The sequence below is a fragment of the Pantoea sp. genome (genome assembly GCF_028283705.1).
Taxonomy (GTDB): domain Bacteria; phylum Pseudomonadota; class Gammaproteobacteria; order Enterobacterales; family Enterobacteriaceae; genus Pantoea.
In genome coordinates this window covers 157,169-175,634 of record NZ_JAPWKD010000015.1, presented here as the reverse complement: position 1 = coordinate 175,634, position 18,466 = coordinate 157,169, and the positions used below count along the sequence as shown (strand labels likewise).

The 18,466-nt window shown below is 52.6% G+C and carries 22 protein-coding genes and 1 other annotated feature; of the genes, 6 read left to right on the top strand and 16 right to left on the bottom strand.

The features are described 5' to 3' along the window. Positions 1 to 38 precede the first annotated feature (38 nt). The 15 genes from PW844_RS13580 to PW844_RS13510 form a co-directional block, all read right to left on the bottom strand. Positions 39 to 782: an EAL domain-containing protein gene (locus tag PW844_RS13580; RefSeq protein WP_299452487.1), complete on the bottom strand. Its 744-nt coding sequence runs from the start codon at positions 780 to 782 to the stop codon at positions 39 to 41. 316 nt (positions 783 to 1,098) lie between these two features. Beyond that, positions 1,099 to 1,557: an NlpC/P60 family protein gene (locus PW844_RS13575; RefSeq protein WP_299452484.1), complete on the bottom strand. Its 459-nt coding sequence runs from the start codon at positions 1,555 to 1,557 to the stop codon at positions 1,099 to 1,101. Between the two features lie 74 nt (positions 1,558 to 1,631). Continuing rightward, entirely contained in the window at positions 1,632 to 2,378 is a 747-nt protein-coding gene (gene btuD / locus PW844_RS13570) for a vitamin B12 ABC transporter ATP-binding protein BtuD (RefSeq protein ID WP_299452481.1), read from the bottom strand. A 3-nt stretch (positions 2,379 to 2,381) separates the two neighbouring features. Further along, on the bottom strand, positions 2,382 to 2,924 hold the full coding sequence (locus PW844_RS13565) for a glutathione peroxidase (protein WP_299452478.1): 543 nt from the start codon (positions 2,922 to 2,924) through the stop codon (positions 2,382 to 2,384). Between the two features lie 40 nt (positions 2,925 to 2,964). Next, a complete protein-coding gene (gene btuC / locus PW844_RS13560) occupies positions 2,965 to 3,948 on the bottom strand; it encodes a vitamin B12 ABC transporter permease BtuC (RefSeq protein ID WP_299452475.1) in 984 nt (327 codons plus the stop codon). 101 nt (positions 3,949 to 4,049) lie between these two features. After that, the gene (locus tag PW844_RS13555) at positions 4,050 to 4,430 is read right to left on the bottom strand and encodes a DUF2502 domain-containing protein (protein ID WP_299452473.1); all 381 of its coding nucleotides are present in this window, start codon (positions 4,428 to 4,430) and stop codon (positions 4,050 to 4,052) included. A 195-nt stretch (positions 4,431 to 4,625) separates the two neighbouring features. Beyond that, positions 4,626 to 4,928, bottom strand: a complete 303-nt coding sequence (ihfA, locus tag PW844_RS13550) for an integration host factor subunit alpha (RefSeq protein WP_021506246.1) — start codon at positions 4,926 to 4,928, stop codon at positions 4,626 to 4,628. Positions 4,929 to 4,932: 4 nt separating this feature from the next. Then, positions 4,933 to 7,320, bottom strand: a complete 2,388-nt coding sequence (gene pheT, locus PW844_RS13545; protein WP_299452465.1) for a phenylalanine--tRNA ligase subunit beta — start codon at positions 7,318 to 7,320, stop codon at positions 4,933 to 4,935. Positions 7,321 to 7,334: 14 nt separating this feature from the next. Next, positions 7,335 to 8,318 (bottom strand): phenylalanine--tRNA ligase subunit alpha, encoded by a 984-nt coding sequence (pheS, locus tag PW844_RS13540; protein WP_084874040.1) that lies wholly within the window; start codon positions 8,316 to 8,318, stop codon positions 7,335 to 7,337. A 71-nt stretch (positions 8,319 to 8,389) separates the two neighbouring features. Then, positions 8,390 to 8,515, bottom strand: a sequence feature (Phe leader region). Continuing rightward, positions 8,466 to 8,510: a pheST operon leader peptide PheM gene (gene pheM, locus PW844_RS13535; RefSeq protein ID WP_121626058.1), complete on the bottom strand. Its 45-nt coding sequence runs from the start codon at positions 8,508 to 8,510 to the stop codon at positions 8,466 to 8,468. (Overlaps the previous feature by 45 nt.) A gap of 115 nt (positions 8,516 to 8,630) precedes the next feature. Further along, positions 8,631 to 8,987 (bottom strand): 50S ribosomal protein L20, encoded by a 357-nt coding sequence (gene rplT, locus PW844_RS13530; protein ID WP_007892678.1) that lies wholly within the window; start codon positions 8,985 to 8,987, stop codon positions 8,631 to 8,633. Positions 8,988 to 9,152: 165 nt separating this feature from the next. Next, complete coding sequence (rpmI, locus tag PW844_RS13525; RefSeq protein WP_010275699.1) at positions 9,153 to 9,350, bottom strand: 50S ribosomal protein L35; 198 nt, start codon at positions 9,348 to 9,350, stop codon at positions 9,153 to 9,155. Positions 9,351 to 9,450: 100 nt separating this feature from the next. Then, a complete protein-coding gene (gene infC, locus PW844_RS13520) occupies positions 9,451 to 9,993 on the bottom strand; it encodes a translation initiation factor IF-3 (RefSeq protein WP_084874039.1) in 543 nt (180 codons plus the stop codon). A gap of 3 nt (positions 9,994 to 9,996) precedes the next feature. Next, positions 9,997 to 11,925: a threonine--tRNA ligase gene (gene thrS, locus PW844_RS13515; protein ID WP_299452401.1), complete on the bottom strand. Its 1,929-nt coding sequence runs from the start codon at positions 11,923 to 11,925 to the stop codon at positions 9,997 to 9,999. 244 nt (positions 11,926 to 12,169) lie between these two features. Further along, entirely contained in the window at positions 12,170 to 12,931 is a 762-nt protein-coding gene (locus tag PW844_RS13510; RefSeq protein WP_084874037.1) for a DUF481 domain-containing protein, read from the bottom strand. 331 nt (positions 12,932 to 13,262) lie between these two features. Here PW844_RS13510 and ghoS point away from each other — a divergent pair, with 331 nt between their 5' ends. Together ghoS and PW844_RS13500 are read left to right on the top strand one after the other, a co-directional pair. Further along, the gene (ghoS, locus tag PW844_RS13505; RefSeq protein WP_299452398.1) at positions 13,263 to 13,547 is read left to right on the top strand and encodes a type V toxin-antitoxin system endoribonuclease antitoxin GhoS; all 285 of its coding nucleotides are present in this window, start codon (positions 13,263 to 13,265) and stop codon (positions 13,545 to 13,547) included. 90 nt (positions 13,548 to 13,637) lie between these two features. Beyond that, positions 13,638 to 14,531, top strand: coding sequence for a fructosamine kinase family protein (locus PW844_RS13500; RefSeq protein WP_299452394.1), 894 nt, complete (start codon positions 13,638 to 13,640; stop codon positions 14,529 to 14,531). Positions 14,532 to 14,535: 4 nt separating this feature from the next. Here the strand turns inward: PW844_RS13500 and PW844_RS13495 are convergent, their stop codons facing one another. Next, positions 14,536 to 15,072, bottom strand: a complete 537-nt coding sequence (locus PW844_RS13495; protein ID WP_299452391.1) for a YniB family protein — start codon at positions 15,070 to 15,072, stop codon at positions 14,536 to 14,538. A gap of 143 nt (positions 15,073 to 15,215) precedes the next feature. Between PW844_RS13495 and hxpB the strand changes: the two genes are divergently transcribed. The 4 genes from hxpB (at position 15,216) to PW844_RS13475 (ending at position 18,388) form a co-directional block, all read left to right on the top strand. After that, positions 15,216 to 15,884 (top strand): hexitol phosphatase HxpB, encoded by a 669-nt coding sequence (hxpB, locus tag PW844_RS13490; RefSeq protein ID WP_299452389.1) that lies wholly within the window; start codon positions 15,216 to 15,218, stop codon positions 15,882 to 15,884. Between the two features lie 165 nt (positions 15,885 to 16,049). Then, positions 16,050 to 16,886 carry a 5-dehydro-4-deoxy-D-glucuronate isomerase gene (gene kduI / locus PW844_RS13485; RefSeq protein ID WP_299452387.1) on the top strand — a complete coding sequence of 279 codons (837 nt, stop codon included), beginning with the start codon at positions 16,050 to 16,052 and terminating at the stop codon, positions 16,884 to 16,886. A 17-nt stretch (positions 16,887 to 16,903) separates the two neighbouring features. Then, positions 16,904 to 17,665, top strand: a complete 762-nt coding sequence (gene kduD, locus PW844_RS13480) for a 2-dehydro-3-deoxy-D-gluconate 5-dehydrogenase KduD (RefSeq protein WP_299452385.1) — start codon at positions 16,904 to 16,906, stop codon at positions 17,663 to 17,665. Positions 17,666 to 17,797: 132 nt separating this feature from the next. After that, the gene (locus PW844_RS13475; RefSeq protein ID WP_299452383.1) at positions 17,798 to 18,388 is read left to right on the top strand and encodes a metal-dependent hydrolase; all 591 of its coding nucleotides are present in this window, start codon (positions 17,798 to 17,800) and stop codon (positions 18,386 to 18,388) included. Positions 18,389 to 18,466: the final 78 nt, after the last annotated feature.

Here is an 18,466-nt window from a genome sequence, read left to right as displayed (position 1 = left end):
TTGTAACGCGGGCATTACCGGGGCGACAGACGAAAGGTTTACTGCTGTGACGGAGAGGTCAGGGTAATGTCGGGATATATCAGATCGTTTAAGCGTTCGGCTTTGACCACCGGAAACAGGCTGCCCTGCAGGTGGGCACCACTCAATTCCGTCACTTTCTCCAGCATGGTGGCATCATCAATACCGCAAATAATAATCTGCGATGCATTGCTGCCGAAATTGTCTATAACCGTCTGAATAAAGGGTATAAAAGATGCACGTTTCGCCAGTCCCTGAATAAAGTTCTTATCCAGTTTTAACACGCTAAAAAGATTATCATAAACCGCATTTGCCGGGGTCGCTCCGGCACCGAATTGTGAAAGCGATAAACGAAATTCACTTTTTAGTGCACTCAAAAGCGGATGCGATTTCCCCTGCGATAATTGGGGAAATGTTTCACTGATATCCAAAACAATAAACGCCAATTGTTTGAATTTTCTTAACAGAAATTCACTCGCCAGCAGCGTTTCCGCCATTGAATCATCAATACGAACCAACGCGGTAATTTGATTTAACTCAAAAAAGTCACGATACTTTTCCAGCACTGTCAGCTGGCTTTGCAACAGGCGCAATTGCTGTGCATCGTCTAATTGCGGCAATAGCAAATCCTGCGGCAGCGTGATTGGAGCACTGTCGTGGACAAATTGCGTAACCAGTTCAACCGCAGTTAACTGACCCGCTAATGAATAGGCTGGATAAAACCAGGTTTCCGACTGATAGTCGGCAGATAAATGAACTTTCATTTTTAACAGCCAGAAGCAGTGGCGATTGGCGCATCGTATATCAATGAAAACGCTCAGGCAATAGGAGCAAACGTTAGAAGACAGTTGCTTTTATGCCTGATTGCGTCTTTTTCATGCTGAAATAATCCTTAAGCCAAATAACCAACGAACATTATCCATACCGATTAATTACATTAAGGCATTATAGATAGTATTAAATGCCCCTGGGGTAAAGTGCCATTTTAAAAAAGAGCATTTTTGGGGCTAAGAAATTTAATTTAAGTACAGAAATCAGCAGCAGGATTTTGGCTAAACGAGCGTATAAGGTAAATAGGATCTAAATACGACGAGCCTGCCAGAAGACTTTCCGCCAGTAAACATTATCCAGCGATGACCGAATGACACCCTGACTGGTTGAAGCATGAATGAAGGTGTTATCGGTATCATAAATGCCAACATGTAAGCCATTCTCACCGCTCCCGGTTTTGAAGAAGACTAAATCACCAGGTAAGAGATCATTTTTATCAATTCGGGTGCCGATATCACTTTGCTCATCGGTAGAACGCGGTAATTGCAGATCGAATTTATCGCGGAAGGTGAGATAAACAAAACCAGAGCAATCGACACCGCCCCGGCTGAGTCCACCGTAGCGATAAGGAGTACCGTGCCAGTTGCTAAGCTGGTCGTTAAGTTGAGCGATGACGGTAATGGAATCAGACAAGCGACCATTGGGCGGCGGCGCATGATGGCTACAGCCCACCAGCAGTAATGCCAGTATCAGAATCATCAGCCGCATCAGAAAAATCCTTAAATCCGTTGCCCGAGCAATACTTTAGCGGCAAAAGCCTATCCCGTGCAAGGCATTGCCCTTCAGGACACCAGTAACAGCGCCCCTTGCGGTGTTTCGATGCGTTGGAAATCGATTTGGTAGAGTGGGCCGAGTTGTTCAGCCGTCAGCACGTTGTCAGCCGTACCCTGTGCCACCATCGCTCCCTGATGCATCAGCCACACCCGCCCGGCATGACGCAGGCTATGGTTAAGGTCGTGGCCGCTGGCAACAACGCTAATTCCCGCCTGGCACAGCTGCGCCAGTAAGGTATCGACCGCACGCTGCTGCGCCACATCCAGTGCGCTCATGGGTTCATCCAGAATCAACAACCTGCCACGCGAATTAATCGCCGGATGAATTTGCAGCGCCACTGCCGCCAGCCGCACCCGTTGCCACTCGCCACCAGAAAGTTGCGTCAGGTGGCGCATCAGCTTGTCCTGTAAACCCATCAGTTCAAGGATTAGCACCAACACCCGGTCCGTCTCCGGCGTCACCTGCAATAAATGCATACGCAGATAATGCCACACCGGCATCTGACCGGGCGGTGGTTGCTGCTGCGGCAACCAGGCACGCTGCTGGGCCAGCGCCGCGCCGTTAAACTGCTCTAATGGCTGGCCGGAGAGGCGTATCTCCCCGGCAGCGGGCAATAATCCCGCTAGCACGTTAAGCAGGGTACTCTTCCCTGCCCCATTCGGCCCAACCAGATGGACCAGCTCACCCGTCTGCAGATGAAGGTCAACGGGGGCCAGACGTCCTTTGACGCTGACACCCTGGCACTGCATCAGCATCGATTACGCCAGCGCATGCTTGATGCGGGTAATAATGGTCGCATCATCCGGGGTCATATCCGGGGCAAAACGCGCCACGACATCACCCTGTTTGTTAATCAGGAATTTTTCGAAATTCCACAGGATATCGCCAGGGGTTTTCGGCGCACGGCCTTTGCTCTCCATACGCTCATAAAATCCGCTGCCTTCCGGACGCAACGCTTCCGGTTGTGCGGCCACCAGTTGGCTATACAACGGATGACGTGCCGGACCATTGACATCGGTTTTTTCGAACATGGGGAAAGTCACACCATAGGTGGTGCTGCAAAAGGTTTTGATCTCTTCACTGCTACCCGGTTCCTGCTCCAGAAACTGGTTGCACGGGAAACCGAGCACACTGAAACCTTCTGCCTGCCAGGCTTTTTGCAACGCTTCCAGCTGTTCGTACTGCGGTGTCAGGCCACATTTCGACGCCACATTCACCACCAGCAGGACCTTACCCTGCCACTGCGCCAGTGTGGTTTTTTCACCATCAAGCGTCACCAGTTCTGTTTGATAAATGCTCATTGTCAATTCCTGTTGTGAATACAAAGGGAGCCAGCCGCAGCTAGCGCGAGGATTTTACTAATAACACGATAAAGAGCGGAGCACCGAGTGTGGCCGTGACCACACCAATCGGCAATTCAGCTGAAGTCAGTACCAGCCGGGCGATGATGTCCGCGCCCAGCAACACCACCGCACCGGCGAGCGCGGCGGCTGGCAGTAGATAGCGGTGATCGCTAAAGCCACTCAACCGCAACAGATGCGGGATCACCAGCCCGACAAAACCAATGGCACCGGCCATCGCCACGCTGACCCCTACCAGCCAGCCCATGGTCAGCACCAGCAGATTGCGCCACAGTAACAGCGGTAATCCCAGCTGACGTGCAGATGTTTCTCCCAATGCCAGCAGGTTGAGCACGCGCGCTGTCGCAATCAGCGCAAGGATGGCGGGGATTAACGCCAGCATCATCCAGCCATAGCGCCAGTCGATGCCGCTAAAACCGCCCATCATCCAGTACATTAGCTGGCGCAGGTCTAGGCTGGTGCTGAAATAAACCGCCCAAGTCATGACTGCGCTGCAAATAATGCCCAGTGCCACACCGGTCAGCAGCAGACGACTGACGGAAAGATGGCGATGGGCGAAATGTAGCAGGATCAGGGTAATCACCAGCGCCCCGGCCATTGCTGCCAGCGCCAGACTCCATAATGAGCCATTACCGAGCATCACGCCAAGCACCAGGCCAATACCGGCACCATTGGACACCCCAAGCAGCCCCGGCTCAGCCAGCGGATTGTTGAACAGCGCCTGCATCACGACTCCGCATACTGCCAGCGCTGCGCCCACCAGTAGCACCGCCAGCGTACGGGGCAAGCGTAATTGCCAGACAAACAGCTTCGCATCGCTGGAGAACCAGCGCGTTGGCGCAATCCAGCTATCGCCTGCGCACAGGCTGATAACCATCAGGATGATAAGTAACGCGCAGAGCGCAATAAGCCAGCGTTGGCTGCGGCGATCTGCCCGGCGGCCCAGCTGATCCAGCAGAGTCATAAATAAGATTGGCTGAGAAAACAGAGATTTGATTGTAGTGAGATTACAGCAAAAAGAAAGGTCACGATTGCGGCGTCAGGGCGACGCCGCAGGATCAGGCATTAATTCCGTGGCGGAATCGGCTGACCATTGTGGTTGTCACGTTGGTCATGCTTCGGCTGTTGCTGAGGTTTGTTATCGTGCTGCGGCTTGTTATCGTGCTGCGGCGCACGTTGCTGCGGTGCTTTATTGCCCGGATGCTGTGCCTGCCAGCCGTTACCGTTCCAGTAACCGTGCGGGCCTTTGGTACCGACGCGGCGGTTGTGGTGTTGCTGCCACCATGACGGTGAACGCCAGTCATAACCATCCCAGAAGTAACCACGTTTATCCTGGTCACCGATATGAATCGATACGCCCGGGGTGTTGATATTTACGGAAACATTCGCATTGGCGAGCAGCGGCAACCCTAACAGGATGCTTAATAAAAGTGCTGTCTTTTTCATCAGCTTAACCTCTTGTTTTGTGTTGCCGCTGTTATAACAAAAGCGCGGAAGAGGTCACTATCAGTAAGTGCCGATTTTCATGCTATTTTCTGCGCACTGACGAAATCCTGACATTGTGGAAAAAGCATGGAGAACGTTGATTTTCTAACCAAAATAAAAAAGGCCGCTAAGCGCGGCCTTTTTGTTTTACTGAAATCAGTCAGCATCCTTGGGTGACGCGTTCTCGACGCGGCTTTTCAACTTCTGACCGGGACGGAAGGTCACCACACGGCGGGCCGTAATTGGAATATCTTCCCCGGTTTTCGGGTTTCTACCCGGACGCTGGTTTTTGTCACGCAGATCAAAATTACCAAATCCGGACAGTTTAACCTGTTCTCCGTTTTCCAACGCGCGGCGAACCTCTTCAAAAAATAGCTCGACCAACTCTTTGGCGTCGCGTTTGCTCAGCCCGAGCTTTTCAAACAGGTACTCTGACATTTCAGCTTTTGTAAGCGCCATAGGTTCAATCCCTCAAGGTTGCCTGGAATCGCTCTTTTAATGCCGCAACACATTTGGCAACGGTCGCGGCAATCTCCTCTTCTTCGAGTGTCCGGCTGGTATCCTGCAAAATCAGGCTAATCGCAAGGCTCTTTTCACCTTCGTTTACGCCCTTACCACGGTACACGTCAAACAAGTTTACGCCAACTACCTGATTTACGCCAACTTTCTTACACTCTGCGATGATATCTGCTGCGGGCACGTTTTCAGCCACTACCACAGCGATATCGCGACGGTTCGCCGGGAAGCGTGAAATCTCGCGCGCGTCAGGCAGGACGCGGTCTGCGACCTTATTCCAAAGCAGTTCAAACACTAAGGTGCGGCCGTTGAGATCCAGCTTACGTTCCAGTTCCGGATGAACCACCCCGATAAATCCGATTCGTTCGTCGCGTAAATAAATTGCGGCGCTTTGTCCCGGATGCAGGGCAGGATTCGCTTCTGCGCGGAAAGAAATCTCATCCAGTTTGCCAGTTAAATCCAGCAGCGACTCTAAATCGCCTTTTAAATCATAGAAGTCAACCGTCTGACGCGCCAGATCCCAATGCTCTTCATAGCGATTTCCGCTCAGCACGCCCGCCAGCATAAGATCCTGACGGATACCGAGATCGGCCTGAGTATCAGGAACAAAGCGCAAACCGCTCTCAAATAGACGTACACGGCTCTGTTGACGGTTCTGGTTATACACCACCGCACCCAGCAAACCGGTCCACAGGGACAGGCGCATCGCCGACATATCGCTGGAAATCGGGCTCGGCAGAATCAGCGCTTCTTCGCCCGGATGCAGCAGTTGCTGCATTTTCGGATCGACGAAACTATAAGTAATCGCTTCCTGATAACCTTTATCTACCAGCAGGGTTTTCGCACGTTTCAGCGACAGGTCTGCTTCACGGTGCTGGGTCATCACCAGGCCCGCTTTCACCGGCACATCAGGAATATTGTTGTAGCCGTAGATACGCGCGACTTCTTCAACCAAATCTTCTTCGATCGCCATATCGAAACGCCAGCTCGGTGCAATTGCCTGCCATTCACCGGCGGCAACGGTCACTTCACAGCCCAGACGGGTCAGAATATCAGTCACCTGCTCATCAGCAATCACATGACCAATCAGACGATCCAGCTTCTCACGACGCAACGTGATGGTGGCGCGTGGCGGCAATGCAGCCGCGTCAGTCTGATCGATAACCGGGCCAGCTTCTCCGCCGCAAATCTCCAGCAGCAGTTGGGTAGCACGTTCAATGGCTTTGTATTGCAGTGCCGGGTCCACACCACGCTCGTAACGGTGCGAAGCATCGGTATGCAGACCCTGACGGCGTGCACGGCCAGTGATCGCCAGCGGATCAAAGTAGGCACATTCGAACAGAATGTTTTGCGTCTCTTCATTTACACCGGAATGCTCGCCACCAAAGATGCCACCCATTGCCAGCGCTTTATGGTGATCAGCAATCACCAGCGTATCGCTGCTGAGTTTTGCTTCACTACCGTCCAGCAGCGTCAGGCTTTCACCCTCTTTCGCCATGCGTACTACGATGCCACCGTCGATACGGTCAAGGTCGAAGGCATGCATCGGCTGGCCCAGCTCCAGCAGAACATAGTTGGTGATATCCACGATCGGATCGATAGAGCGGATACCACAGCGGCGCAGTTTTTCACGCATCCACAGTGGCGTAGCGGCCTTCACGTTGACACCTTTAACGACACGGCCAAGGTAACGCGGGCAGGCAGCTGTCGCATCAACGCGAATCGGGAAAGTATCAGTAATGGTGGCCTTCACCGGCTCAATAACCGGTGCATTCAACGGTAAACCATTCAGCACCGCCACATCACGGGCAATACCAATGATGCCAAGGCAGTCGGCGCGGTTCGGCGTTACGCTGATTTCGATGGTATTGTCGTCGAGTTGCAGATACGCACGGATATCAGTACCAATTGGCGCATCAGCAGGCAGTTCGATGATGCCGCTGTGGTCGTCGGAAATACCCAGCTCAGAGAAGGAACACAACATTCCTTCTGACGGCTCGCCACGCAGTTTGGCGGCTTTGATTTTGAAGTCACCCGGTAACACCGCGCCTACGGTGGCGACGGCGACTTTCAGGCCCTGACGGCAGTTCGGTGCACCACAGACGATATCCAGCAGGCGATCGCCGCCAACATTGATTTTGGTGACGCGCAGTTTATCGGCATTCGGATGCTGGCCACATTCAACCACTTCACCCACTACCACCCCATGAAAGGCACCGGCAACCACATCCACGCCGTCCACTTCCAGACCTGCCATGGTGATCTGTTCAGCCAGCGCAGCGCTGTCCAGGGCTGGATTTACCCATTCGCGTAACCAGAGTTCACTGAATTTCATTGGATAACCTGCCCTTATTTAAATTGTTTGAGGAAACGTAAATCATTTTCGAAGAAGGCGCGCAGATCGGTCACGCCATAGCGCAGCATGGTCAGACGCTCCATGCCCATACCGAAGGCAAAGCCAGAATAGACTTCCGGATCAATACCCACGTTGCGCAGCACATTCGGGTGCACCATGCCGCAACCCAGCACTTCCAGCCATTTGCCGTTTTTGCCCATCACATCCACTTCAGCGGAGGGTTCGGTGAACGGGAAGTAAGACGGACGGAAGCGAATCTGCAGGTTCTCTTCAAAGAAGTTATTCAGGAAATCGTGCAGCGTGCCTTTCAGATTGGTAAAGCTGATGTCTTTATCCACGATCAGCCCTTCCATCTGATGGAACATCGGGGTGTGCGTCTGATCGTAATCGTTACGATACACACGACCCGGCGCGATGATGCGAATCGGCGGCTGCTGGTTTTTCATGGTACGAATCTGTACGCCAGAGGTCTGCGTGCGCAGCAGGCGGGTTGCATCGAACCAGAAGGTGTCGTGATCGGCACGCGCCGGGTGGTGACCCGGAATATTCAGCGCGTCGAAGTTATGATAGTCATCTTCAATTTCCGGCCCGGTGGCGACCGCGAAACCCAATTCACCGAAAAAGGTTTCGATACGATCGATGGTACGGGTTACCGGATGCAGCCCACCGTTCTCAGAACGACGACCCGGCAGTGAGACATCAATCGTCTCTTCTGCCAGACGCGCATTCAGCGCCGCGCTTTCCAGCGTATCTTTGCGCGCGTTGAGGCGATCCTGCACCTGTTGCTTGGCTTCATTAATTACCGCACCGGCAGCAGGACGTTCCTCTGCTGGCAGCTCGCGCAGGGTGGTCATCTGCAGTGTCAGATGTCCTTTTTTACCCAGGAATTCGACGCGCACGGCGTCCAGAGCGGCGATATCCGACGCCTCGTCGATGGCGGCCGTGGCACGGGCCACCAGGTCTGCGAGTTGGGACATGATTTCCTCTTCTTCCAGTCAGGCTGGTCTGTTCTCGTTGGGATCCGTGGATCCAATGTAGTGTCGCCAGAAACAAAAAAGCCTCCACGAGGGAGGCTTTCAGCGCGATTTTTCGTTTCTTTTCTTATGCGCAAAAGCCCCCGAATGTCAGGCGCTAAAGTAAAAAAAGAAACGGAAAATAGCAGCGTGCATGCTTGCGTTACCTTGTCATGATTTCAACGGCACTATTGAAAAGCGCGGCGCGTAAAATGTCAATCTTTTGCGTGGCTTGCGGATAATAAAAAAGGGAGCAAGCTCCCTTTTTTACCTGACTTACGCCAGAGCTGATTTTGCTTTTTCAACCAGTGCAGTAAATGTCACTTTGTCGAATACAGCGATGTCAGCCAGGATTTTACGGTCGATTTCAATGGACGCTTTTTTCAGGCCATTGATGAAACGGCTGTAAGAGATGCCGTTCTGACGCGCCGCAGCGTTGATACGTGCGATCCACAGCTGACGGAACTGACGCTTACGTTGACGACGGTCACGGTAAGCATACTGACCAGCTTTGATAACAGCCTGGAAGGCAACGCGGTATACACGTGAACGTGCACCGTAGTAGCCTTTAGCTTGTTTTAAGATTTTTTTGTGACGTGCGCGAGCAATTACACCACGTTTTACGCGAGCCATGTGACTCTCCTGTTTCTATATTCTGAATTTTCCCTTTATCTTTCGTGCCGCAGCGGCGTTGGCTGCCTTCGTTCATCCCAGTCACTTACTAATGTAAGCTCAGGTCTTCACTCAGTTGCCGCCTTGCTGCAACCCGAAATCTATCGGGACTGAAAAAAATTAAACTTATGCGTACGGCAGGCAGGCAATAACCAGACCCAGATCGCCTTTAGACACCAGGCCTTTCGGACGCAGGTGACGTTTACGCTTAGTTGATTTTTTGGTCAGAATATGACGCAGGTTCGCGTGCTTACGCTTGAAGCCGCCAGAAGCGGTCTTCTTGAAGCGCTTAGCCGCGCCACGTACAGTTTTAATCTTTGGCATTTTTACAAATATCCACTTCGCATTGTTAATAAAATGAATCAGACAGGCGAATAAAAAACCGCACAACGCGAACGCTGCGCGGAATTTATTACTTGAAAGCCTACTGTTTCTTCTTAGGTGCGAGCACCATGATCATCTGGCGGCCTTCGATCTTCGATGGGAAGGATTCGACCACTGCCAGTTCAACCAGATCTTCTTTCACGCGGTTAAGCACTTCAATACCGATCTGTTGGTGCGCCATCTCACGACCACGGAAACGCAGCGTGATTTTGGCTTTATCGCCCTCTTCCAGAAAACGAATCAGGCTGCGGAGTTTTACCTGATAGTCGCCTTCGTCGGTACCCGGTCGGAATTTAATTTCCTTAACCTGGATAACTTTCTGCTTCTTCTTCTGTTCCTTAGAAGATTTGCTCTTTTCATAGAGGAACTTGCCGTAATCCATAATACGGCAAACCGGCGGTTCGGCGTTAGGGCTGATTTCAACTAAATCTACGCCAGCTTCTTCTGCTTTCTCGATAGCTTCGCGCAGAGACACAATGCCAAGTTGCTCGCCATCAACGCCAGTCAGGCGCACTTCAGTAGCGCGAATTTCGCCGTTGATACGATTAGGACGCGTCGGTTGTACTCGTTTTCCGCCTTTAATACCTTATTCCTCCAATTGGTGAAGATGTCGGCTGCGAATTTCTTGTTGCAGCTTCTCAACAAACACATCTACGTCCATGCTTCCGAGGTCTTTACCACGGCGGGTACGCACGGCAACTTTGCCTGCTTCCACCTCTTTCTCGCCGCAAACCAGCATATAAGGGACGCGACGTAATGTGTGCTCGCGGATTTTAAAGCCTATCTTCTCGTTTCTCAAGTCTGCTTTGACACGAATGCCCGCATTTTGCAATTTCTTTGTCAATTCGGTGACATATTCTGCCTGACTGTCGGTGATATTCATCACCACAGCCTGGACCGGAGCCAGCCAGCTTGGGAAGAAGCCAGCAAACTCTTCGGTCAGAATGCCGATGAAACGCTCCATCGAGCCAAGAATCGCACGGTGAATCATTACCGGCGTCTGGCGATCATTGTTTTCACCAACATAAGTGGCATCCAGACGCTTCGGCAAAGAAAAGTCTAGCTGAACGGTACCACACTGCCAGGCGCGATCAAGGCAATCATGCAGGGTGAACTCAATTTTCGGGCCATAGAATGCACCTTCACCCGGTTGATATTCAAACGGAATCTGGTTTTCATTCAGTGCTTCCGCCAAATCCACTTCCGCACGGTCCCACATTTCGTCAGTACCGATACGTTTTTCCGGACGAGTGGAGAGTTTCACCACAATTTTTTCAAAGCCGAAGGTGCTGTACATGTCGTACACCATACGGATACAGCTGTTCACCTCATCACGTACCTGATCTTCGGTACAGAAGATGTGAGCATCATCCTGGGTAAAACCACGTACGCGCATCAGACCATGCAGCGCGCCTGACGGCTCATTGCGATGGCAGCTACCGAACTCCGCCATACGCAGCGGCAGATCGCGATAGGATTTCAAACCCTGATTGAAGATCTGCACATGCCCTGGGCAGTTCATCGGCTTGATGCAATATTCACGGTTCTCAGAAGAGGTGGTGAACATCGCTTCTTTATAGTTTTCCCAGTGCCCGGTTTTTTCCCACAGCACGCGGTCCATCATGAACGGACCTTTTACTTCCTGGTACTGGTACTCTTTCAGCTTACTGCGTACAAACACTTCCAGCTCACGGAAGATGGTCCAGCCGTCGTTGTGCCAGAACACCATGCCCGGTGCTTCTTCCTGCATATGGTAGAGATCGAGCTGCTTACCGATTTTACGGTGATCGCGCTTCGCCGCTTCTTCCAGACGTTGCAGATACGCAGCCAGCTGCTTTTTATCCGCCCAGGCAGTGCCGTAAATGCGTTGCAGCATTTTGTTGTTGCTGTCACCGCGCCAGTAAGCACCAGAAATTTTCTGCAGCTTAAAGTGATGACAGAAGCGCATATTCGGCACGTGCGGACCACGGCACATGTCGATGTATTCTTCATGATGGTACAGGCCAGGATGGTCATCATGGCTGATGTTTTCATCAAGAATGGTGGTTTTATAGTTCTCACCGCGTGCGGCAAAGACGTCACGCGCCTCCTGCCAGCTCACTTTTTTCTTGATGACGTCGTAATTCGTTTCAGCCAGCTGGTGCATACGCTTTTCCAGCTGATCCAGATCTTCCTGCGTCAGGGTGTGTTCCAGATCGACATCATAATAGAAGCCATTATCAATCACCGGCCCGATCGCCATTTTGGTGTTCGGCCACAGCTGCTTGATAGCATGGCCCAGCAGGTGCGCACAGGAGTGACGGATAATTTCCAGACCTGCGTCATCTTTAGCGGTGATAATCGCCACCTGCGCATCGTCATGAATCAGATCGACTGCGTCCACCAACTCGCCATTCACACGACCGGCAATACAGGCTTTCGCCAGACCAGGGCCGATGTCCAGCGCGATATCCATCACGCTTACCGGACGATCAAAACTGCGCTGGCTGCCATCAGGAAGAGTAATTACTGGCATTTCATATCCTTAATTGCAGTGGTAAGCCACACGAAAGCCTACATGCAACATTGAGTTTAAATAAGGGTAACCCGGCGTAATGTCAGACCCACATTGTCGGAATGACGCCTGGGAGATAAAGCGCCGGTGATGATAACAGCTTTCACCGGCGAGCAAAACCCGCAGAAAATGCGCTAAGCCTGCGTCAGCTAAAAAAAAACCGCTGCGTGGCGCAGGCCAGGCAGCGGTGTTCACCTTTAGCTGGTTACATTGCGTAAGTCAGCTGGATGGTAGTTTTGGTATCGGTACGATCCGGCGCAGATTCCGGCGGATTGTTATTCCAGGTCACGTTGTAGGCCAGTTTCAATGCGAAATGTTCGTTGATCGCCACCTGCAGACCGGTTTCGGAGTTCAGGGTGGTATCTTCGCCAAAGCTGGTCAGAACAGACACGCCCTGAATAAATTTGGTGGTGTCAGTCAGCTGCCACTGGTAGCTCAGCGCGCCATAGCCCAGCGCCTTGGTCTCATGTCCACCGTCGTGGAAATCGTCATAACGCACACCCGGACCGAATTCAGCACGCAGTGAGTGAATCGGACCGCTCATCAGCTGACGACCATAACCGGCAGTCAGTACATCACGTGCGTCGTAGCCGTTGAAACGATCGCTCAACCAGCTGGCCTGACCGAACAGATAGTCAGCGCTGTTGAGGTTATAACGGGAACGGCCACCGATGTTGTAAGTCTCAGAAGAACGCACATCGTTGGATGAGTTGTTCGCCGCGTTACCCCACAGACTGAATGCGGTACTGGTTTGGTACCATGTCATAGAGGTTGCTGCACTCAGTGAGGAGCTGGTGGTGTTACCGGTCTGCGCCATGTAACCCGCTGACGCGCTGCCTTCAAACGGCTTTTTCGCCGTTGATGGGTCATCCATGGAAGTGAATACGGTGTTATCTGCAAATGCCTGGTGACAAAATGCTCCAACAGAGAGCAAGAGAACAGCGGACAGCTTATTAAAGGCTTTCATTTAAGTGTGACCCGTACGACGGTTTAAAAAGTGATGAGTCTGAAGAGTTTTCCCGGACGATCAACGCAATTTACTGTAAGTTTTGTAAAAAAGTATGAAGTCACCGGAAAAGCCAGGTTTTGCGCTGAGGCCGCGCCGCTAATGGGATTATTCTCATTAACGGCGCGCATTATAGAGGGCAATTAGCGAAATAGCAGCCGAATTGCTACAAGAATTTTCTGAACCCCGGGCAGAGAAAATCCGGCCATATACTTCCGCTAATTGCTGCAAATTCGCTCAATTCATCACGCTGGTCTACGCTGAAATCTGTTCCAGAACAATGAGGTGAAAGATGAGCGACCTGAAGCGTTACATTGTGACCATCCTTTATCAGGAAAAAGGTCTGAGCGATGTGCAATCGCTGAACAGTGTCATGGTCAATGGCGGCTACAACACCACCTTGAATGATGCCGATGGACATCCGCACGAGCTGGGCACCAACAGTTTTGGTTTGGTCAGTGCGCTGGAAGAACAAGAGCTGGCTGAGCAGGCCGCCGGGTTAGCCTCCGTTGCGCTGGGCGAGAAACCGGAGGTTGCAGTCACCACCCTGGAAGCTTTTTTGAAAGAACAATCCTGATTGGTGTGAAAAGCGCGCGTCCATACTGGTTTTGTTCAGGTTTTGAGCGTTACAATTGAACTCAGGCAGCGAATAAAGAGGATTACCCCCATGTGGTCAGCCATTAGTCGACTGTTAAGCGAGTATGCCGGCGATGCCGAAATCACCGAGCGCCATGAACTCCCCGGGGGTGATGTCCATCCTGCCTGGCGCATTCGTTATGGCAAGCTCGACGTGTTCGTCAAATGCAATACCCGCGATATGCTCACCCTGTTCAGTTGGGAAGCCGACCAGCTGGCACTGCTGGCGCGAACCCAGACGGTACGCGTACCTCAGGTATACGGCGTAGGTAACGATCGTGATACCAGTTTTCTGCTGCTGGAGTATCTGCCGCCCGACCCGCTTAATGAACACACCGCCTTTCAGCTTGGCCAGCAGCTGGCGCATCTGCATAAGTGGAGCGAACAGCCACAGTTTGGCCTTGATTTCGACAACAACATCACCACCACGCCACAACCCAATAGCTGGCTGCGCCGCTGGTCAGTGTTTTTTGCCGAACAACGTATCGGCTGGCAGTTGCAGCTGGCGGCGGAGAAAGGCGTCAGCTACGGCGATATGGATCGGATCGTTGACTGCGTGCAACGCGCCCTGGCGAACCATCATCCGCAACCTTCATTATTGCATGGCGACTTGTGGCCAGCGAATTGCGCCGGTAGTCCCGGCGGCCCCTGGATTTTTGACCCTGCCTGCTACTGGGGCGATCGCGAGTGTGACCTGGCAATGCTGAGCTATTACGCCGATTTGCCGCGGCAGATTTACGAAGGCTATCACGCCGTATGGCCGCTGGCGGAAGGTTTCTCGCAGCGTCAGCCGGTGTATCAGCTTTACTATCTGCTGAACCGCGCTAACGTATTCGGTGGCAACTGGTCGGACGAAGCGCAATTCGCCATCGACCAGTTGCTGGATGAAGATGCGGTGGTACAACGTCAGGCCAGACCGGCCTGACGGTTTACAGCAAACCGAGCAATTTCAGTACGAAGTAACCGGCAATCGCGATCACAATCGGCAGGATGTACAACGGAAAGACCTGCAACAGAATGGTATGACGCGGCACGTGGATTTTCTCCTCCAGCTGTGCACGGTTACGTCCCTCGCTGCCTTTCGCCTGCTCCAGAATCAACTGGTCCTCAATGCCTTCCTTTATATGGCGTGACTGACGCCACATGCGTGCGCCTGAGGCCTGCATCGCAATACCAACGAAAATCAGAAAGTAGATAATCCAGAAACCAATATTTGTTTCCCCTTTAAACTCCGGCACCGGGGAGTTTTGCCAGAAAAAACTCAGAAACGGCGTATTAAACTTCACCATATCAATCATGACATGCACAAAATCGAGCATCACCGCATCGATACCGGGTTGCTTTTCGCTGTGCTTAAACATGAAACCTAAGACGGAGATGATGGTGGACAAAAGCGCCGGAATAAAAATCACCCAGCCAGCCACTCGCTTAAGGATGGCGATGCGGCCAGCCTGTTGGTAAGTCATGGTGTCTCCCTGAACAGAATAAGATTTGCCCTAAGTCTACCTGTACTGCGGCTTTTTTTCCTGAAAAATGCGCGGCATGGTGGCGGGTCGGTTTTCATGCTGAGTCGTGTTAAGGTTAGCCAAATTTCAAACGGAGCCGCTGTATGTCATATCGTCGCCCTGTTCTGGCCGCCATTTTTGATATGGACGGATTGCTGATCGACTCAGAACCGCTGTGGGATCGCGCCGAACTGGATGTTTTTGCCACCCTGGGGGTGGATCTCACCCGCCGCCACGAATTGCCAGACACCTTAGGTTTGCGCATCGATCAGACTGTTCGCATGTGGTACGAAGCGCTGCCGTGGAACGGACCGGACCAGCAGGAAGTCACCGACCGTATCATTGCGCGCGCACTGACGCTGGTGGAAGAGACCCGCCCGCTGCTGCCTGGTGTTGAGCAGGCTCTGCTGTTATGCCGCCAGCAGGGATTAAAAATTGGTCTCGCCTCCGCCTCACCGATGCATATGCTGGAGCGAGTGCTGGAGATGTTTAACCTGCGTCACTATTTTGACGTGCTGGCTTCAGCGGAGCGGCTCCCCTACAGCAAGCCGCATCCGCAGGTTTATCTTGATGCGGCGGCAAAGCTGGCTATCGACCCCCTGAACTGCGTGGCGCTGGAAGATTCCTTTAACGGCATGGTTGCCAGCAAAGCGGCGCGAATGCGCTCAATCGTCGTCCCGGCAGCCGAACATCGCGCTGATGCGCGCTGGGCGCTGGCGAATGTTCAGCTGGACGACCTCACCCAGCTTACCGCTCCCCATCTGCATGGCTGACAGCCCGATAGCCCGCTCTGACAGCGGGCTTTTTTTTGCCGATTTGATCGCTAACACAAATAAATAAAACAACGTTTCATTTTTATTGAATTCATGTCTCATCCTGCCTAAGATGCCAACAGACCCGCATCGGGACCTATTCCTTCTTTAATCAAGAGGCCTGAGATGGACGTACGTCAAAGCATTCACAGCGAGCATGCTAAAACCCTCGATACTGCCGCCCTGCGCCGCGAATTTCTCATTGAAAACATTTTCACCCCGGATGATTACACCCTCACCTACAGCCACATTGACCGAATCATTATTGGAGGCGTGATGCCGCTTCAGCAGGCAGTCACCATTGGCAGTGAGGTGGGTAAGCAGCTCGGTGTGAGCTATTTTCTTGAGCGCCGTGAGTTGGGGGTGATCAATATCGGTGGCCCCGGCCTGATTGAGGTGGAGGATAAAACCTGGGAAATTGGTCATCAGGAAGCGCTGTATGTCGGCCAGGGGGCAAAGCAGGTTATTTTCCGCAGCAGCGATGCCAGCCATCCGGCGAAGTTTTATTACAACAGCGCCCCGGCACACACCCGCTATCCCGATAAAAAAATCACGCTCGATAACGCCGTAAAAGCCACGCTGGGTGATGCTGCCACCTCTAACCGTCGCACCATTAATAAATTTATCGTGCCGGATGTGTTGCCAACCTGTCAGCTCACCATGGGGCTGACCCGTCTTGACGAGGGCAACCTGTGGAACACCATGCCCTGCCACACCCATGAACGCCGAATGGAAGTCTACTTTTATTTCGATATGGCCGCCGACAGCGCGGTATTCCATATGATGGGCCAGCCGCAGGAAACCCGTCATCTGCTGGTACATAACGAGCAGGCGGTGATTTCACCCAGTTGGTCGATTCATGCCGGTGTCGGTACCCAGCGTTATACCTTTATCTGGGGCATGGTCGGTGAAAATCAGGTGTTTGATGACATGGACCACGTCAGCGTCAGCGCGCTGCGTTAAGGCACAGGGGAAATACCATGATTCTGAATGCATTTTGTCTTGAAGGAAAAGTGGCGCTGGTCACCGGTTGTAATACCGGGCTGGGCCAGGGGATGGCGCTCGGACTGGCGCAGGCTGGCTGCGATATTATCGGGGTAAACCGTGCCGGGCCTGATGATACGGCAGAAAAAGTCATCGCGCTGGGTCGCCGTTTCTGGTCAATTCAGGCCGATCTCACTCAGCCGTCAACCGTGCCGCGCATTGTGGAACAGGCGGTGGCACAGGCAGGTCACATTGATATTCTGGTCAACAACGCTGGGATTATCCGCCGTGAAGATGCCCTGAATTTCAGTGAAAAAGACTGGGATGATGTCATGAACATTAACAGCAAGAGCCTGTTTTTTCTCTCACAGCAGGTCGCCCGACAATTCATTGCTCAGGGGCATGGCGGTAAGATCATTAACATTGCCTCGATGCTGTCGTTTCAGGGGGGCATTCGCGTCCCTTCCTACACGGCGTCCAAAAGCGCAGTAATGGGGCTGACGCGGCTGATGGCCAACGAATGGGCGAAGTATGGCATCAATGTCAACGCCATTGCCCCCGGCTATATGGCGACGAATAACACGCAACAGATTCGCGATGATGAATCGCGCAGTGAAGAGATCCTCGCCCGTATTCCGGCCGGACGCTGGGGGTTGCCGGACGATATGATGGGGCCAGTGGTGTTCCTCGCCTCCAGCGCTTCTGACTACGTCCACGGCTACACCGTGGCAGTGGACGGTGGCTGGCTGGCGCGCTAAGCCTCTCATTTCCCGCGTCATTCTGGCGCGGGTATCGTCTTAAATTCACGCCTGGTTACAGCGTCACATATTCTCATTCACTGGATAAATCCCTATACTGGATGCATCGACAGTTTGCAGCCAGGTTTTATCATGACGGCCGAAGGCCACATCATTTTCGCCATTGCCAGCGCTATTTTTGCCAAACGCGCCGAGCTGACACCCGTGATGGCCAGTGCCGACTGGTGGCATCTGGTGCCTGCTACGCTGCTGACCTGCCTGCTGCCGGATATCGATCACCCTAAATCGGTGCTGGGACAACGGCTGCGATGGCTTTCTCAGCCGATTGCACGTGCCTTTGGTCATCGTGGCTTTACCCACAGTTTACTGGCGGTGGCGGTGAGTATCTGGCTATTCCAGATTAATGTTCCCGCCAGCTGGCCGATTCCTGCCGATGTATTGCAAGGCATGACCCTCGGCTATCTCAGCCATATTGTCGCCGATATGCTCACCCCGGCGGGTGTTCCCCTGCTGTGGCCCTGCCGCTGGCGCTTTCGCCTGCCAGTGCTCAATAGCCAGAAAGGCAACCAACTGGAGCGCGCCCTGTGCCTGGCATTGGTGGGTTATGCCCTGTGGTTTCCCCCCGGCCTGCCATCTTTTGGTGCAAACGGCTGGCCGGAACAGTTGTTCAGCACGTTACAAAATGGCGTCAGCCGATTAATTAATAGCCAGAATGAACGATAATCAGACAAAAATCAGCATATTGTTATAATCAATTCCATTTGGATATAAGCCTGCTGTTTTATGAACTGATAACATGCC

Coding starts and splice junctions, on each gene's coding strand:
- PW844_RS13500 (WP_299452394.1), top strand. CDS start 13,638: ATGTGGTCAGCCATTAGTCGACTGTTAAGCGAGTATGCCGGCGATGCC.
- pheT (WP_299452465.1), bottom strand. CDS start 7,320: ATGAAATTCAGTGAACTCTGGTTACGCGAATGGGTAAATCCAGCCCTG.
- rplT (WP_007892678.1), bottom strand. CDS start 8,987: ATGGCTCGCGTAAAACGTGGTGTAATTGCTCGCGCACGTCACAAAAAA.
- kduD (WP_299452385.1), top strand. CDS start 16,904: ATGATTCTGAATGCATTTTGTCTTGAAGGAAAAGTGGCGCTGGTCACC.
- PW844_RS13555 (WP_299452473.1), bottom strand. CDS start 4,430: ATGAAAAAGACAGCACTTTTATTAAGCATCCTGTTAGGGTTGCCGCTG.
- PW844_RS13510 (WP_084874037.1), bottom strand. CDS start 12,931: ATGAAAGCCTTTAATAAGCTGTCCGCTGTTCTCTTGCTCTCTGTTGGA.
- btuD (WP_299452481.1), bottom strand. CDS start 2,378: ATGCTGATGCAGTGCCAGGGTGTCAGCGTCAAAGGACGTCTGGCCCCC.
- btuC (WP_299452475.1), bottom strand. CDS start 3,948: ATGACTCTGCTGGATCAGCTGGGCCGCCGGGCAGATCGCCGCAGCCAA.
- pheS (WP_084874040.1), bottom strand. CDS start 8,318: ATGTCCCAACTCGCAGACCTGGTGGCCCGTGCCACGGCCGCCATCGAC.
- ghoS (WP_299452398.1), top strand. CDS start 13,263: ATGAGCGACCTGAAGCGTTACATTGTGACCATCCTTTATCAGGAAAAA.
- PW844_RS13565 (WP_299452478.1), bottom strand. CDS start 2,924: ATGAGCATTTATCAAACAGAACTGGTGACGCTTGATGGTGAAAAAACC.
- thrS (WP_299452401.1), bottom strand. CDS start 11,925: ATGCCAGTAATTACTCTTCCTGATGGCAGCCAGCGCAGTTTTGATCGT.
- kduI (WP_299452387.1), top strand. CDS start 16,050: ATGGACGTACGTCAAAGCATTCACAGCGAGCATGCTAAAACCCTCGAT.
- ihfA (WP_021506246.1), bottom strand. CDS start 4,928: ATGGCGCTTACAAAAGCTGAAATGTCAGAGTACCTGTTTGAAAAGCTC.
- PW844_RS13575 (WP_299452484.1), bottom strand. CDS start 1,557: ATGCGGCTGATGATTCTGATACTGGCATTACTGCTGGTGGGCTGTAGC.
- rpmI (WP_010275699.1), bottom strand. CDS start 9,350: ATGCCAAAGATTAAAACTGTACGTGGCGCGGCTAAGCGCTTCAAGAAG.
- PW844_RS13495 (WP_299452391.1), bottom strand. CDS start 15,072: ATGACTTACCAACAGGCTGGCCGCATCGCCATCCTTAAGCGAGTGGCT.
- hxpB (WP_299452389.1), top strand. CDS start 15,216: ATGTCATATCGTCGCCCTGTTCTGGCCGCCATTTTTGATATGGACGGA.
- PW844_RS13475 (WP_299452383.1), top strand. CDS start 17,798: ATGACGGCCGAAGGCCACATCATTTTCGCCATTGCCAGCGCTATTTTT.
- PW844_RS13580 (WP_299452487.1), bottom strand. CDS start 782: ATGAAAGTTCATTTATCTGCCGACTATCAGTCGGAAACCTGGTTTTAT.